Annotated in this window: 1 protein-coding gene; it reads left to right on the top strand. The window is 74.8% G+C overall.

What is annotated here, in order from left to right:
- Nucleotides 1-14 precede the first annotated feature (14 nt).
- A partial coding sequence (locus tag ABZ281_RS46145) for an aminopeptidase P family N-terminal domain-containing protein (RefSeq protein WP_356664463.1) occupies nt 15-341 on the top strand: 327 nt, incomplete at its 3' end.

Below are 341 nucleotides of genomic sequence, written 5' to 3'. Positions count from 1 at the left end.
CATACGCTCGGGTCATGTCAGAGGTGTACGCGGCCCGCCGGACGCGTCTGAGGGAATACTGCAACGCGGGCGGCAGCGCGGCGGCGCTGGTCTCCCGCCCCGCCAACGTGCGTTATCTCGCGGGCGCCGCCCCGCAGGGCGCCGTTCTGCTGCTGGGCAGGACCGAGGAGCACGACCTCCTGGTCAGTGCCGTCACGGCGGCCGACCGCCCCATGCAGGAGCGTCCCGACGAGGCCCTGCGGGTACAGACCCTGCCCGGAGCCGGTGGCGGTGACCCGGCCGTCGCGGCCGCAGGATTCGCCGCGGGCCAGGGCGCCGACTCGCTCGCCGTGGAGGCTGGA

Source organism: Streptomyces sp. NPDC006265, assembly GCF_040613555.1.
Classification (GTDB): Bacteria; Actinomycetota; Actinomycetes; order Streptomycetales; family Streptomycetaceae; genus Streptomyces.
The sequence above is the reverse complement of the archived record's forward strand: the minus strand, read 5'-3'. Positions and strand labels throughout refer to the sequence as shown.